This window comes from Acinetobacter sp. TG2027 (assembly GCF_000302435.1).
GTDB lineage: Bacteria > Pseudomonadota > Gammaproteobacteria > Pseudomonadales > Moraxellaceae > Acinetobacter > Acinetobacter pittii.
The window spans coordinates 109,205-123,629 of record NZ_AMJN01000040.1 but is presented as its reverse complement, the minus strand read 5'-3'; the positions used below and the strand labels follow the sequence as shown (position 1 = coordinate 123,629).

The 14,425-nt window shown below is 37.8% G+C and carries 18 protein-coding genes; 10 read left to right on the top strand and 8 right to left on the bottom strand.

Annotated features, from left to right (window positions below):
* Positions 1-7 precede the first annotated feature (7 nt).
* The 3 genes from B806_RS0110225 to B806_RS0110215 are packed head-to-tail and all read right to left on the bottom strand — an operon-like array spanning position 8 to position 2,203.
* Positions 8-463 carry a phosphoglycerate mutase family protein gene (locus tag B806_RS0110225; protein WP_017402984.1) on the bottom strand — a complete coding sequence of 152 codons (456 nt, stop codon included), beginning with the start codon at positions 461-463 and terminating at the stop codon, positions 8-10.
* Between the two features lie 56 nt (positions 464-519).
* Entirely contained in the window at positions 520-1,593 is a 1,074-nt protein-coding gene (locus B806_RS0110220; RefSeq protein ID WP_017386503.1) for an NAD(P)H-dependent glycerol-3-phosphate dehydrogenase, read from the bottom strand.
* Between the two features lie 34 nt (positions 1,594-1,627).
* The gene (locus B806_RS0110215; RefSeq protein WP_017386504.1) at positions 1,628-2,203 is read right to left on the bottom strand and encodes a nitroreductase; all 576 of its coding nucleotides are present in this window, start codon (positions 2,201-2,203) and stop codon (positions 1,628-1,630) included.
* 204 nt (positions 2,204-2,407) lie between these two features.
* Between B806_RS0110215 and B806_RS0110210 the strand changes: the two genes are divergently transcribed.
* Positions 2,408-2,788 carry a hypothetical protein gene (locus tag B806_RS0110210; protein WP_005073503.1) on the top strand — a complete coding sequence of 127 codons (381 nt, stop codon included), beginning with the start codon at positions 2,408-2,410 and terminating at the stop codon, positions 2,786-2,788.
* A gap of 39 nt (positions 2,789-2,827) precedes the next feature.
* Here B806_RS0110210 and rhlB read toward each other — a convergent pair whose 3' ends face one another.
* Together rhlB and B806_RS0110200 are read right to left on the bottom strand one after the other, a co-directional pair.
* On the bottom strand, positions 2,828-3,979 hold the full coding sequence (rhlB, locus tag B806_RS0110205) for an ATP-dependent RNA helicase RhlB (RefSeq protein WP_005068316.1): 1,152 nt from the start codon (positions 3,977-3,979) through the stop codon (positions 2,828-2,830).
* A gap of 109 nt (positions 3,980-4,088) precedes the next feature.
* Entirely contained in the window at positions 4,089-4,301 is a 213-nt protein-coding gene (locus B806_RS0110200; protein ID WP_000126912.1) for a cold-shock protein, read from the bottom strand.
* Positions 4,302-4,673: 372 nt separating this feature from the next.
* On the opposite strand from B806_RS0110200, the gene B806_RS0110195 reads away from it, so the two are divergent.
* The 5 genes from B806_RS0110195 to B806_RS0110175 all read left to right on the top strand — a co-directional run bounded on the left by B806_RS0110195 (position 4,674) and on the right by B806_RS0110175 (position 7,406).
* Positions 4,674-4,919, top strand: coding sequence for a sulfurtransferase TusA family protein (locus tag B806_RS0110195; RefSeq protein ID WP_005068314.1), 246 nt, complete (start codon positions 4,674-4,676; stop codon positions 4,917-4,919).
* A gap of 133 nt (positions 4,920-5,052) precedes the next feature.
* Entirely contained in the window at positions 5,053-5,919 is an 867-nt protein-coding gene (gene rpoH / locus B806_RS0110190; protein ID WP_002115267.1) for an RNA polymerase sigma factor RpoH, read from the top strand.
* 111 nt (positions 5,920-6,030) lie between these two features.
* Positions 6,031-6,396 (top strand): DUF423 domain-containing protein, encoded by a 366-nt coding sequence (locus B806_RS0110185; protein WP_002115263.1) that lies wholly within the window; start codon positions 6,031-6,033, stop codon positions 6,394-6,396.
* Positions 6,397-6,409: 13 nt separating this feature from the next.
* Positions 6,410-6,607 carry a sulfur carrier protein ThiS gene (gene thiS, locus B806_RS0110180; RefSeq protein WP_002115323.1) on the top strand — a complete coding sequence of 66 codons (198 nt, stop codon included), beginning with the start codon at positions 6,410-6,412 and terminating at the stop codon, positions 6,605-6,607.
* Positions 6,608-6,620: 13 nt separating this feature from the next.
* Positions 6,621-7,406, top strand: coding sequence for a thiazole synthase (locus B806_RS0110175; protein ID WP_001154366.1), 786 nt, complete (start codon positions 6,621-6,623; stop codon positions 7,404-7,406).
* Positions 7,407-7,507: 101 nt separating this feature from the next.
* On the opposite strand, the gene B806_RS0110170 is transcribed toward B806_RS0110175, so the two are convergent.
* Positions 7,508-8,128, bottom strand: a complete 621-nt coding sequence (locus tag B806_RS0110170; RefSeq protein WP_017386505.1) for a metal-dependent hydrolase — start codon at positions 8,126-8,128, stop codon at positions 7,508-7,510.
* Positions 8,129-8,147: 19 nt separating this feature from the next.
* Entirely contained in the window at positions 8,148-8,921 is a 774-nt protein-coding gene (yaaA, locus tag B806_RS0110165; RefSeq protein WP_017386506.1) for a peroxide stress protein YaaA, read from the bottom strand.
* A gap of 125 nt (positions 8,922-9,046) precedes the next feature.
* Here yaaA and B806_RS0110160 point away from each other — a divergent pair, with 125 nt between their 5' ends.
* Positions 9,047-9,679, top strand: a complete 633-nt coding sequence (locus B806_RS0110160; RefSeq protein WP_017386507.1) for a hydrolase — start codon at positions 9,047-9,049, stop codon at positions 9,677-9,679.
* Between the two features lie 59 nt (positions 9,680-9,738).
* On the opposite strand, the gene rtcR is transcribed toward B806_RS0110160, so the two are convergent.
* The gene (gene rtcR, locus B806_RS0110155) at positions 9,739-11,337 is read right to left on the bottom strand and encodes an RNA repair transcriptional activator RtcR (RefSeq protein ID WP_017402983.1); all 1,599 of its coding nucleotides are present in this window, start codon (positions 11,335-11,337) and stop codon (positions 9,739-9,741) included.
* Between the two features lie 67 nt (positions 11,338-11,404).
* Here rtcR and B806_RS0110150 point away from each other — a divergent pair, with 67 nt between their 5' ends.
* The 3 genes from B806_RS0110150 (at position 11,405) to B806_RS0110140 (ending at position 14,408) form a co-directional block, all read left to right on the top strand.
* Complete coding sequence (locus tag B806_RS0110150) at positions 11,405-12,379, top strand: ribonuclease Z (RefSeq protein WP_017402982.1); 975 nt, start codon at positions 11,405-11,407, stop codon at positions 12,377-12,379.
* 255 nt (positions 12,380-12,634) lie between these two features.
* On the top strand, positions 12,635-13,903 hold the full coding sequence (locus B806_RS0110145) for an RtcB family protein (RefSeq protein ID WP_017402981.1): 1,269 nt from the start codon (positions 12,635-12,637) through the stop codon (positions 13,901-13,903).
* A 4-nt stretch (positions 13,904-13,907) separates the two neighbouring features.
* Positions 13,908-14,408 carry a hypothetical protein gene (locus B806_RS0110140; RefSeq protein ID WP_017402980.1) on the top strand — a complete coding sequence of 167 codons (501 nt, stop codon included), beginning with the start codon at positions 13,908-13,910 and terminating at the stop codon, positions 14,406-14,408.
* Positions 14,409-14,425: the final 17 nt, after the last annotated feature.

Here is a 14,425-nt window from a genome sequence, read left to right as displayed (position 1 = left end):
TTTTTATTTATATTGTGGGTATAAAACTATTTTTTTGTGTTGATAAACCAGTTGCAATCACAGCCTGATCATAAATTCGAGCTTCAGCCAACGCAAATGGATTAAAGTTTTCATGGGTCAGCAGTTCAGCAATATGCCCTACTACATTCATATGACACACGACCACAATTGACTCATAAGGAATCTGAGACAACCACTCAACTGCCTCTTTGGCGTTATCATCCGGTTTAATTTTATCGCATAACAACACAGGCACATCTTTAAAGTACGCTTGAATATGTGCCAATGTCTCTTGAGCACGTAACAAAGGACTAACTACAAAAATATCAGGCTTAACAATATCTTTTAAAAATGTTGCTGTCTGTTCTGCTTGAGTATGTCCACGAGCAGTAAGAGGGCGTTTAGTGTCGTTACCATTTACAGGTGGAGCGGCTTCCCCATGGCGAACCAATGTCAGTTGCATAAATTTTCCTTGTTAATAATTCCTGCATTATAACCACAATTTATGACATTTCTTCTTCAGACTTCGTGATGAGGTAAAACAAATTCAACATCACTACGGTGTCCGTTTTTCATAAGAGATAATGCAATATTTAAAGGAGGCGCCCCTTCGAAAATAACTTCATATAAAGCGTTAGTGATAGGCATATAAACATCTAGTTCTTCTGCTTTACCACGCACCTGAACAATTGTATTAATGCCTTCTGCTGTCTGCCCCAACTCTTTACTTGCCTGATCAAGTGTTTTACCCGAACCTAAAGCATAACCAATCTGATAATTACGGCTTAAAGGACTATTACAAGTCGCGAATAAATCACCAACACCTGACAACCCCAAGAATGTAAGCGGATTTGCACCTTGTTTTACTGCAAAACGGCTCATCTCGGCCAAAGCACGCGTTAAAATCATACTCTTGGTGTTTTCACCAATTTTGTAAGCGGCACCAATTCCCATTGCAACCGCATAAATATTTTTAAGCGCACCACCTAACTCCACTCCATGTACATCATCACTACCAAAAACACGGAATAAAGCACTATGCAGAGCATGTTGCACAGCATAACGAACTAATTCGGAGTTACTGGCAATAACGGTGCCAGACGGCATACCCGCCATAATTTCTTTTGCAAGGTTTGGACCTGATAGCACACCATAGGGAACTTCAGGTAATTCTTCACGAATAATATCGCTCATGAAGCTGAAAGTTTTAGCTTCAACGCCTTTGGTTAAAGACACAACCGCTTGTGCAGTAATATAAGGAGCGATTTGTTTTAAAACATCACGGAATGAGTGACTTGGAATTGCGACTAAAATAATATCTCGGTCACATACAGCTTGCTCAAGATCAGACACAGCACGTAATGATGACTCTAAAATAAAATCTGGCAAATAACGTTTATTAATGTGGGTTTTATTAATTTCCTCAGCTGTTTCGGCGTCACGAATCCAGATCATGGTATCGCAACCATTACGTGCAGCTAAATTTGCCATAGCCGTTCCAAAGCTTCCTCCCCCTAGAACGGTAATACGTAAAGCGGTTTTTTTATCAACCGCAACAGGTTCCACCAAATCTGTAAACTTAAATTCAGCCATCTTTTATTATCCTATTTCTTACTTCTACAGACGTTTAGGCCTGCCAAACTTTTACGAATTCTTTACTTTCAATATCTGCACGCGGTGCAATTACTTTAGCTGCTGTGCCTACGTAAATAATACCTGAAATTAAATCACGAGGTTGCAGACCTAAATGCTGTTTTAACCAATTTGATTCGACAACTGCACCACTACGCCACATGGTCGAAAAACCTTGAGCTTGTAGAGATAATAAAAGATTTTGTACTGCAGCACCCGTACTTAAGATTTGTTCGAAATGCGGTACTTTCGGGTGATCTTGTAGTTGTGTAAGCGCTAAAATGAGTAATGGTGCGCGAAAAGGATGTTGTTTAACACGTTCGAGTTGAGCGGGATCAGTTTCACCTAAATCTGCTAGAGCCTTTGCTAAAACTTCACCAAAAGCACCACGTTGTTCGCCTGAAACAACTACAAAACGCGTTGGCTTAAGTCTATGATGATCTGGAGCAGTCAAAGCTGCTTGGAAAGCTAACTCTAATTGCTCTATACTTGGAGCTGGCTCAACTAATTGGCCAATAGACTGACGCTGATGAATATTTTGGTGAATTATTTGTATTGCTGATTCCGTCATTAATATTGATCTAACTCAAAAATTCAAAATAGATTAGCATAATCTACCGTTAATCCACCATTGAATCTAGCTTATAAAATTAGCGAACTCTCACTTTGACATTTTTTAATACAAAACATCAAAACTCATACAACGTATTCAAAATCAACTAGAAAACTTATGTTCAAATAGCTATGTCTTTTAGCGATTAACTTTAGGTGCATTATGAAAAAAATAATTTTAGCGAGCGCAATGAGCGGTGTTGTTTTATTACTTGGTGCTTGCGCAACTACTCCTAAAAATACTTTAGCAGTTCAAAAAGAAAATAATCAGTTTGAAGTTACAGGTATTGGCAAAACCAATTTAATTGCGAAAAATAATGCGATTACTGCAGCTCAAAAAACTTGCTCAAAAAACACTACACCAGTCGTTGTAGATGAAAAAACAACATATAACGGTGTATTAAAAGATGTTGTAAGTGAAAAAACCGGTCAAATGGTTGAAGCAGCAGCAGGTGTTATTGGTACATTAACTGGTAAAAATGCATCTTTAGCAAAAGATGATGACTACCAAACAACGCTTACTTTCTATTGTAAAATTAATTAATAAAAAAAAATCCCAATCATTTGATTGGGATTTTTTTTATTAGCAATAACCATCTAATCTGGTCAGTGGTAATTTTTTACCAATTGCTTTTTCAATTTCGGGTAAATAAAAGGCATCATCTTCAGATAAGAAACTAATACTTACCCCTTGTGAGCCAGCACGACCTGTACGACCAATACGGTGTACATAATCATCAGATTGTTCAGGCAATGTAAAGTTGATGACATGCGACACGCCATCCACATGAATACCACGACCAGCAACATCTGTCGCAATCATAATATTATGTTTACCTTGCTTAAATTGCTCTAACATTTTTAAACGTTTATCTTGAGCAATCTCACCTGAAAGCATACCAACTCTATATCCATCTTTCTTTAAATGATCATAAAGACGGCGGACCTGGTCACGTCGATTAGCAAAAATCATGACCTTATCGATTGGCTCTTCACGCAAGATATCTTGCAGTAAACGATATTTATCTTGTTTAGCTACAACATAAACACGTTGCTCTACATCGTTATTGGTCTTTTGTTCAGGCTCAATTTCAACAGTTACAGGTTCAAATAACCATTGTCTTGCCAAATTCAAGACGTCATAACTAAACGTCGCTGAGAACATGAGTGTCTGACGTTGTTCCTTACGGGGTGAATAACGAACAATACGTTTTACCGAAGGAATAAAGCCCATGTCTAATAAACGGTCAGCTTCATCAATGACTAAAAATTCAATTTGATCGAGCCAGACTTCTTTTTGTTCTACAAAATCGATTAAACGCCCAGGTGTGGCTACCATGATATCGACAAAATTAGCATCAAGTTGCTTCTTCTGCTTATCGAAATCAACACCACCCAATAGGGTCACTAAATGTAAATTAGAGAATTTTGTGAGAAATTTCGCATCACTTTCAATTTGCAATGCCAACTCACGAGTAGGTGCCAAGATTAAAGCACGAGGCTCGCCACGGAAGCGTTGCTCTTGAACCGGATTATTGAGTAAATCATTAATTACACTAATCAGAAAGGCAGCTGTCTTACCTGTTCCTGTTTGTGCTCGCCCAATTGCATCATGCCCGGCTAATGTATATTTTAAAACCTTTTGCTGAATTGGGGTCATTTGAGTAAACCCTAAAGCATCAATCGCCTTTTTAAGTTGCGGATGTAAATTCAAGGTTTCAAAACCAGATGTCATAAATACGCGCTCTAACAAACAATCTCTCGAATGAGAAGATCATTATAAACAAAAACGCCCCAATTCAAAAATTGGAGCGTCCATCATTCATCAAAAAGATGAATTAGTCTTAGTCTAAAGGCTGAACGTTTTCAGCTTGAAAACCTTTTTGACCTTGTACAACGCTAAACTCTACGCGTTGACCATCACGTAGAGAACGGTGACCGTCACCTACGATTGCACGGAAGTGAACGAATACATCGTCGCCGCCGTTACGTTGAATAAAACCAAAGCCTTTAGTGTCATTAAACCACTTTACTACGCCTTGTTCACGAGCTGTCATAAGTCAATCCTCAGATGTTGAAAAAAGGACCTTCCGGTGTTGCAAACAGCAGAGCAAACAAGGTTTTAAAATATTTATAATCTTAAAGCTTGTAATCATTCTGTAAAACTATCAACAATTTCCGGTTACATCCATTTGTTATAGGGTTATTAAATCAATTTGATTGTGTGGTAAATCCTAAAACGGTTCGAGCTTAACACGGGTTTATGACAATTAATAGAATTTTTTTCAAATATTTCCCCTATTTTTAGTTCTTTTTTTAAACAGCTTATTACAATATTTTTTATAGAAATTCCTGCATCTTCTTTCATAAAATATGCTGTATTTATTAAAAATTTGTTAGAATATTTTTTTTAGTTGTTTTGATGATGAATGAGCAATACTTCTTCTAATACAGCACCCATTGAAATTAATGCCCTTGGGCAACCCTGCCCAATGCCCTTGTTAATGCTAAAACGTGAACTTAAAAAAGCGTCAGGCAAACAACAATTTTTATTAAAATCTTCAGATCCTCATAGTGAAATTGATGTAACTCGTTACTGTGGTTTACATCATTTTACGTGTCAAACTACACACATATCAGAAAGAGAATTTCACTATTTAATTGAAACTCAATAATTCTTTGCTAAACTAAAAGATTAGAAATTGCATAAAATTTTACATTTCTCTACCCAATTTTCCTTAATTATGAAGCTGATTCAAATTAAGATGAATTTATTGGTTATCCCATTCGATCCTATAAGGAGAACTCATGAGTGACAGCAGCAATCAATTGATGCCCCTGTCATTGTCTGCGCCCGGTGTAAACCTTGGTGCATATATCAGTACTGTCAATCAGATTCCTATTTTAACGGCCGAGCAAGAAAAAGAACTTGCTGAACGTTATTATTATGACCAAGATCTTGATGCCGCAAAAATGCTGGTAATGTCGCATTTACGTTTTGTCGTTCATATTGCGCGCAGCTATGCAGGTTATGGCCTACCACAAGGCGACCTTATTCAAGAAGGTAATTTAGGCTTAATGAAAGCCGTGAAACGTTTCGACCCAAATATGGGTGTGCGTTTAGTATCTTTTGCCGTCCATTGGATTAAGGCAGAAATTCATGAATACGTTATCCGCAACTGGCGTATCGTCAAGATTGCAACGACAAAAGCTCAGCGTAAATTATTTTTCAATTTACGTAGTTTAAAAAAATCGAGTAAAAAATTAACGCTCGAAGAAGCTCAATCGATTGCTAATGACTTAAATGTAACTCCAGAACAAGTTCTGGAAATGGAAGGTCGTTTAACTGCTTATGATGCTGCTTTTGAAGCACAAGGCGATGACGACGACGATACCCCACATACTGCCCCTGCGTTGTATCTTGAAGATAACCGCTACGACCCTGCCCGTTTAGTCGAGAACGAAGACTGGGAAGAGCAAAGTACTTCAGCCTTGCATGATGCAATGGACCAGTTAGATGACCGTTCGCGTAATATTTTACAACGCCGCTGGTTAGATGATGACAAATCTACTCTTCACGAGTTAGCAGCTGAATATAATGTTTCGGCAGAACGTATTCGTCAGCTTGAAAAAAATGCGATGGAAAAGATTAAAACTGCCATGTCAGCAAGTTGAAATAAATGAAAAAAATAAAAGGGCGAATCGCCCTTTTGTTTTATCTGGCTATGTTTAGCCAACCCAATCTATGTTAACGTTGCCTTTCATTATTCAGTTGCGTTTTTTGTTATGTGGATCGCCATTTCAGCCCTTAATCTTGCTTTTGCAGTCATGTTGGGTGCTTTTGGAGCACATGGTCTTAAAGCTCACGCGGGTCCTGAGCAACTTGCTTGGTGGCAGACTGCAACCGACTACTTTTTTTACCATGCGCTTGGCCTACTAGCCCTTGGTATTTTAAGTAAGGTTCTTCCTCACTTCCCAATCAAGTTATCTTTCTTGCTTATCCAAATTGGTATTCTATTCTTTTGTGGTTCGCTTTATATCATGGCGCTAGGTTTACCACGAATATTAGGCGCAATTACGCCAATCGGTGGAGCCTTAATGATCGCGGGATGGCTAGTCTTGGCTTGGAATGCTTTCAAATACGCAAAATAATCGGAATGTGATCATGCAAATTTATTTAAATGGCGAATTAACGGACACGCCTAGCCAAAACCTGTTGCAACTCATTCAGGAGTTGGCACTTGAAGGAAAACGTTTTGCTGTTGAGCACAATCAGCAAATCGTTTCTAAAAGCAAATTAGAGCAAATTTCTATTGCTCAACATGACCGTATCGAAATTATTCACGCTGTTGGCGGCGGCTAAGTCGGAGTTATCCATGCAAGACACCCCTCTCATTATTGGTTCACGTTCTTTTCAATCTCGTTTATTGGTCGGAACTGGCAAATATAAAGACTTAAATGAAACGGATTTAGCTATTCAAGCCAGTGGTGCAGAAATCGTAACCGTCGCAATCCGCCGTGTGAATATTGGACAAAATCCAGATCAACCGAATTTACTTTCGGTCATCCCACCAGAGAAATATACAATTTTGCCAAATACCGCAGGTTGTTTTGATGCTGACAGCGCAGTACGCACGTGTATGCTAGCGCGTGAATTACTTGATGGTCACAACCTAGTAAAACTTGAAGTTTTGGGCGATGAAAAAACCTTATATCCAAATGTAACCGAGACCTTAAAAGCGGCCCGTACTTTGATTGATGATGGTTTTGAGATTATGGTCTATACCTCTGATGATCCGATCATTGCACAAGAACTTGAAAGTATGGGCTGTGTTGCGATTATGCCTTTAGGTAGTTTGATTGGTTCAGGTTTAGGTATTTTAAACCCACACACCATTTCAATTATTAAAGAAAATGCGAAAGTACCAGTTTTAGTTGACGCAGGTGTTGGCACAGCAAGTGATGCTGCTATTGCAATGGAACTCGGTTGTGATGGTGTATTGATGAATACAGCGATTGCAGCTGCGCAAAACCCTATTTTGATGGCTTCCGCAATGAAAAAAGCTGTTGAAGCTGGTCGTGAAGCATTTTTAGCTGGACGTATGCCACGCAAACGTATGGCAAATGCAAGCTCGCCAGAAACAGGTTATTTCTTTAAGTAATTTATTTCCAAGGAATCACTGCTTTTTCCAGTGATTCCTTTCTCCTAACGTATAACCATTTTACCTTTTAAAAAATATCGCTTTATTCTAATATACTTAGGCTATTCCAATATTTGTCTTAAATTATCCTTGGCGTTTAACTCAAAATTCTTTTGGAAATATCCAGTTTGATAAAGTGGTTCAGACTGATAAAAATGTATTAAAACTTGTTTTCTCTTAACTGAATATACTTCTGGATCAACCCAAGAATACTCCCGCTGAATTTGCTGTTCATACTGGATAAAACGTTCAGGTGTTGCTGCCAAAATAGCTAAATCAATATCCAACAAAAATTGCAAATCTATTTCATCGGTTAATGCATGCTTTTGAGTCGCAAGTATCCAACGTTTTATTTTCTCTAGGGTTTCGAACGATAAATCTTGCGCCATCAATTGTTCAAATAACTCAGCACTCTTAAGTTCATTGTCTTTAGCTTCTGGATCATAGACCGCATCATGAAACCAGAGAGCCAATGCAACAGCATACGGATCATTTAATTCGTATTGAACCGCCTCCATTAAACTCAAACATTCATATAAATGTTGGACGGTATGGTAGGCTCGCTGCTTTTCACTATAAGCCGCAATAAGTTCATCATAGATTTTCTGCGGTTCAGAAAAATCATAATGCTGATGCAGCTCAAACCAAACATGCTTTAGTTTTGATAAATAAAGCTGCATCATCTATTAACCACGCTTAAGATTATTGCTCATCACGTTTAAATACCAACTCTTTTGCCGATGAGTTATCAGCATCAAAGTAATAACCCTCGGTATTAAACGCTTTGATGTCTTCAGCTTTATTTAATTGGTTTTCAACAATAAAACGAGCCATTAAACCGCGTGCTTTTTTCGCATAGAAACTAATGACTTTATATTTGCCATTTTTCTGGTCAAGAAAAACAGGCTTCACAATTTCAGCCTTAATTTTCTTTTCATTGACAGACTTGTAATATTCATCTGAAGCTAGATTTACCAGCAATTCAGATTTAATTGCTGCCAAGTCTTCATTAATTTGGTTAGTGATGATATCACCCCAGAATTCATACAAATTATGACCGCGAGTATTTTTTAATTTAGTACCCATCTCTAAACGATAAGGCATCATTAAATCTAAAGGACGCAATAAACCATATAGACCAGAGAGCATACGCAAATGCTGCTGTGCAAAATCAATATCTTTGTCTTTTAAATGATAAGCATCTAAACCGGTGTAAACATCCCCTTTAAATGCATAGATTGCTTGGCGAGCATTTGAGAAATTAAATTCGGGATTCCAATCTCTAAATCGATCTGCATTTAGTGTGGCAATTTTTTCACTGACACTCATTAAACTCGCAATTTCCGAAGCAGAAAGTTTGCGACAAACATCAATTAATTGTGCTGAGTTTTTTAACAAGCGAGGCTGAGTAAACTCATCTGTAGGTAACGCTGTTTCATAATCTAAAGTTTTTGCAGGAGAAATTAAAGCAAGCATAGACAACCTGAAAAAATTATTCTTAATACCAACTATAACAGTAGATATTTTTTAATGCTAACTCGTGTTTTCAATGACGACTATCGGTAAAATAGCATCACGTATTGTTATTTAGCGGTTCTTATATGTCTGAGCAAACTTTCATCCAGGGTCCAGTAGGTAAAATTGAACTTTTCGTTGACCGCCCTGAAGGTGAAATCAAAGGCTTTGCGGTTGTTTGTCATCCGCACCCATTGCAAGGTGGAACCCCTCAACATAAAGTCCCTGCCCTTTTAACCCAAATTTTTAATGAATATGGTTGTATTGTTTACCGTCCTAGTTTCCGTGGTTTAGGGGGCAGTGAAGGCATTCATGATGAAGGCCATGGTGAAACTGAAGATATCTTAGCTGTAATTGAGCACGTTCGTAAGCTTCATGAAGGCCTACCATTTTATGCAGGCGGTTTTAGCTTTGGCTCACATGTTTTAGCAAAATGCTTTGCACAGCTTGCACCTGAATTACGACCTGTACAGTTAATTTTATGTGGTTTACCAACAGCTACTGTAGTAGGTTTACGTCACTATAAAACTCCTGAAATTCAAGGTGATATTCTACTCATTCATGGTGAGCAAGATGATATTACTTTACTTTCAGATGCAATTGCATGGGCAAAACCGCAAAAGCACCCAATTACGATTTTACCGGGCGCTAATCACTTCTTTACAGGCTATTTAAAACAGCTTCGTCAAATCATTACACGCTTCATTATTATGAAATAAAGTGTATTTGATGGGCATAGATTGTATCTATGTCCATCATTTGATAAGCACTGTAACTACTAAAAATTATTCCAACTTAATCCAAAACGGGCCAAATATTTTTTTACTCGGTCGCTATCATTTGTTGTATTACGTTGTTGGCGTGATACTGAAAAGAGTTGTCTTCCTGCCTCTGCCATTGATTTTGAATTTTCACAGACTTTGAGTACACCTCGTAATTGAATCTGATCAAATTCATCTATTTGTTCTAGCTGCTCAGGACTTAAATAGTTCAACAAAATATCTGTATTTTTATCATTGTAAGATTCATCTTGAATAAGCCAAAGCTGCTTTAGACGTTGAATTTCTTTTTCTACAGCTTCACGGCGAATTAACTCACCTTGCGATAAAGTAGCCAAACGAGTTACGCTCGCTGCTAAATCTCTAAAATTTCCTTGCCATGATGCATCTACTGATTTAGCAAATTTCAAATACATTTCTAAAGCATCGCGTTGAAAACGTAATTGTCTTTGATGAATTGCAGCAAAACGCTGTAGCTCAAAATCAATATTGGGCGCAATATCTTCTACACGATCTTTTAGATTGGGTAAAAAGAATGTCCACGTATTCAAACGAGCCCATAGATCTTCACGGAATCGGCCAGCTTGAACTTCATTACGTAAATCGCGGTTAGTACCTGCGATTAGCTGAAAATCGGCCTGAATTTCCTTATCACTTCCAACGGGAAAAAAGCTTTTGTCTTCTAGCGCTTTTAGCAGCATAGCTTGTTCATCAAGTCCTAATTCACCAATTTCATCTAAAAACAAAATGCCTTGGTCAGCACTTTTTAATAAACCAGCACGAGATGCAGCTGCTCCTGTAAATGCACCTTTTATATGACCAAATAAAGTTGACATGGCACTATCACCACGCAAAGTTGCACAGTTAACATCAATAAAACGACCATTTAATTGAAATTTATCTTTCTTTAACTGAAAAATTTGTTTTGCTAAATGAGACTTACCAACCCCTGTTGCCCCCATAATCAAAATAGGTGCACTAGAGCGGGTTGCAACTAATTCAACTTCCTCAATAAGCTGATTAAACGCTTTATTATGAGTAGAAATATTTGCTTTAAGTTGTTGCCAATTTTGTTTTTGTTCATCATCGAATCGCTGTTTTAAAACATCGTATCGAGACAAATCCAGATCAATAATTCTATATTCACCTTCTGAGGTCTTTTGCTGATTAGGTGAACTTTGGATAAGTTGAGCTGGTAAATAATGTGCATCTACCAATAAATACCAACAAATTTGAGCAACATGCGTTCCGGTTGTGATATGCAGTAAATAGTTATTTTTTTCAACATCAAACGGATAGGTTTTTACAAAATCATAAAGTGCACCATAAACTTCAGCAAAATCCCAAGGGTCTCTAATACTCACCTTATGTCCAGAAACCTCAGTTTGGGGAGAGATCTCTTTAGCATCTGCTGCTATAGATTTAACTAAATTATGATGTTGTCGATCATGTAACAGTACCAATTCATCTACAAGCAAATCTTCATGCATTAACAAGCTAATCGTAGGACGCCAACGTTGCCATCGATCTGGCTTTCTCCCCTGATCAAGTGTAGAACCGACAAAGCCAATAACGACTGTTTTCTTTGCATCCGCCATAATTTCTATAAAATTTTATAACTGTCTATAATATACAATACGCATTTGGCCAAAAAATTCCAAGAATATGCTTCATTTTACTTTTTTAGGCACATCTTCGGGTGTACCTACCCTGACACGTAATGTTTCAGGATTAGCAGTTCGTAACACCAAAAATAAGGACTGGATTTTAATTGATGCCGGCGAAGGGACACAGCACCGCGTTCAACAAGCTAAACTTTCACTACAAAATCTAGTTGCCATTTGTATTACACACGTTCACGGCGACCATTGTTATGGTTTAGTTGGTTTATTGGCAAGTGCAGGCATGAATGCCCGCAGCAAACCATTAATCGTGATTGCACCGAAAGAAATTCAGCAATGGTTTGAAATCACTGCCCAGCTTACAGACTTACATTTGCCCTATTCCCTTCAATTTATTGATGTAAATGAAGCAACACAGCCACAACAGATCACTGACGAATTCATTGTTCAAGCACACCCTCTAAGCCATCGTGTTCCAAGTTTTGCTTTTAGCATTTATATCAAATCTATTCAGAAGAAGTTAGATACCCAAGCTCTAACTCAGCTTGGCATACCTCAAGGCGATATGTGGGGCCATTTGAAACGAGGCTACAATGTTGAATTTGAGGGACAAACTTTAAAAGCTCAAGACTTTATCAAAATTCAAAATCAACAAGTTCATGCAATTATAGGTGGTGATAATGATCAACCAGAACTATTAGCTGACGCTTGCAAAGATGCTCAACTCCTTATTCACGAATCAACATACTTGCAAACGGTTTTAGATAAAGTCGGCAAAGGTCCAATGCATAGCTCAGCAAAAATGGTGGCTGAATTTGCAGAACAGCAATCTTTAAGCAATTTAATTCTGACGCACTTTAGCCCCCGACATCAGGATAAAGCTGGGCAACAAGCTATTACTGAAGAAGTTCGCCAGTTTTATAAAGGTCATTTTTATTTAGCCAATGATTTTGATGAATTTACTTTAAATGAAGCTGGACAGCTTTTAAAAGTCGATAAAAACGGGAAGGCCCATTAAATACATATATCCAAAAAGATATTTAAATATATTTTTAGATATCTTTTAAATATTAAAATTTCCAACAGAAATTAGTTACGCAGAAAGAAGAATTATTTTTATATATTATTTTCAATAACTTATATTTTTAATTAAGTATATTTTTAAAATTTGGCACACTCAGTGCAATAGTACAAAGCACACAACATCATTCGGATATTGTGAATAACACCTGCCTGCAAACGCTTGGCAGGCAGGCTTTGAAAGGAAAAGAAAATGTCTGTCATTGAAGAAATTAACCAACAAGCTCAGTTTGAACAAAAGCAGCAACAACGTTCTTATGAAGTTCTGCAAAATGAAAAAACTATGCCAGTCAAAATGTGGACTAAAGGCGTGCTTGTTGATGACAACTCAAAACAACAATTATTACAAACAGCTCAAATGCCTTTTATTTATAAATGGATGGCTGTTATGCCAGATGTACACTTCGGTTTAGGAGCAACTATTGGTAGCGTGATTCCAACCAAAGGGGCAATTATTCCTGCTGCTGTGGGTGTAGATATTGGTTGTGGAATGATGGCAACCCGTACCAGCTTAACTGCTTCAGATTTACCAGATAACTTACATGCTCTACGTACTGAACTTGAGCGATTAATTCCCCATGGAATGACTAAGCGCGGACGTGATCGTGGGTCATGGGAAACTCCACCAGAAATGGTAGATCAAGCTTGGACTGATCTGGTTGCAGATTTTGAATACATTTGTGCCAAACATCCACGTTTAAAAAACACCAACAACCGCAAGCATTTAGGAACTTTAGGTACTGGAAACCACTTTGTCGAGATCTGTTTAGATGAGCATGATCATGTTTGGATTATGTTGCACTCGGGTTCTCGTGGTGTAGGAAATGCTATCGGTAATCATTTTATCGAACTTGCACGTAAAGACATGCAGAAGCATTTCATTAATTTGCCAAATAAAGATTTAGCGTACCTAGTCGAAGGCACTGAACATTTTGATGATTACTGGTTTGCTGTGGGTTGGGCTCAACGCTTTGCGATGAAGAACCGAGAAATCATGATGCAATCTGCGATTAAAGCCTTGGCGACTATTGTACCAAAGCCGTTTCAGGCACGTTTGGAAGCGGTGAACTGTCACCATAACTATGTGGAAAAGGAAGAACACTACGGTGAAGAAGTAATGGTCACCCGTAAAGGTGCTGTCCGTGCGCGCTTAGGTGAATATGGAATTATTCCAGGTTCAATGGGTGCGAAATCGTTTATTGTCCGTGGACTTGGAAATCAGGAATCTTTCTGTTCATGTTCGCATGGTGCTGGCCGTGTTATGAGCCGTACTGAAGCAAAACGACGCTTTACCGTAGAAGATCAAATTGCCCAAACTGAAGGTGTAGAATGCCGTAAAGATGCAGCAGTTATTGATGAAATTCCATCGGCATATAAACCAATTGAAGATGTAATGAAAGCTCAAAGCGACTTGGTTGAAGTGGTTTATACATTAAGACAAGTGGTGTGTGTTAAGGGTTAATGCTATGCAAAATATAGATATAGAAAAATTCAATCACATTTTAGAAGGGATATGTATAACAGCAAATGCTTTAGATCCAGCATTTCAACCACAATTTGACTGTTATATAGAACTATTAAATTTCAATGAAAATATGCCAATTTATGAGAACTTCAAGCAATTCTTTACTTCTAACTCCATTTGGAGAAGCATGAAGAAAATGTGTGACGATCCACAATTTTTAGACTGGCAATTTCAAATGAAAAGTATAGGAACACCCACGGAAACAATAGATTACTTTTTTCGTAAAAATCTATTTTCTACGTTAAGTGATAAGCAATTCACGGTAATTGCAGTTTATTTAAAATCATATATTGAAGGTCTAATCGGAGAATTAAAAGATTCCCAACAGGGCTATATAAGGCCACCAAATAAATACCTTCCAAAGTATCTCCAACATTGGCAGCATCTTTACCTCCAAGGTAAAGATGCAGAAATTCTCGTTACTTTTGAAGCCAACACTTAAAACTGATACGGGTAAAT